The sequence below is a fragment of the Streptomyces flavochromogenes genome (genome assembly GCF_000717595.1).
In the GTDB taxonomy this organism is placed as follows: domain Bacteria; phylum Actinomycetota; class Actinomycetes; order Streptomycetales; family Streptomycetaceae; genus Streptomyces; species Streptomyces flavochromogenes.
The window spans coordinates 1-392 of record NZ_JNZO01000114.1; the positions used below are offsets into that span (position 1 = coordinate 1).

1 protein-coding gene is annotated in these 392 nt (G+C 73.5%); it reads left to right on the forward strand.

Translation table 11 applies throughout. The annotated features are described in order from the left end of the window. Positions 1–390 (forward strand): GlcG/HbpS family heme-binding protein (locus IF00_RS0140500; protein ID WP_030327149.1); only part of this gene is annotated, 390 nt, incomplete at its 5' end. Positions 391–392 lie beyond the last annotated feature (2 nt).

The window sequence follows — 392 nt, forward strand, 5'->3', positions numbered from 1 at the left end:
CACCTGACGGTCGAGGCCGCGACGAAGGCCGCGCAGGCGACCCTGGACGCCGCCGAGAAGGAGAACCAGCGCGTCTCCGTGGCCGTCGTCGACCGCAACGGCAACACCATCGTCACCCTCCGCGGCGACGGTGCGGGCCCGCAGTCCTACGAGTCGGCCGAGAAGAAGGCGTACACCGCCGTCTCCTGGAACGCCCCGACCTCCGTCCTCGCCGGCCGCCTCGCCCAGGCCCCGAACCTGAAGGACATCCCCGGCACCCTGTTCCTCGCCGGCGGTGCCCCGGTGACCGCCAAGGGCGCGCCGATCGCCGGCATCGGTGTCGCGGGCGCCCCCTCGGGCGACCTCGACGAGAAGTTCGCCCAGGCCGGCGTCGCCTCCCTCGGCAAGTAACC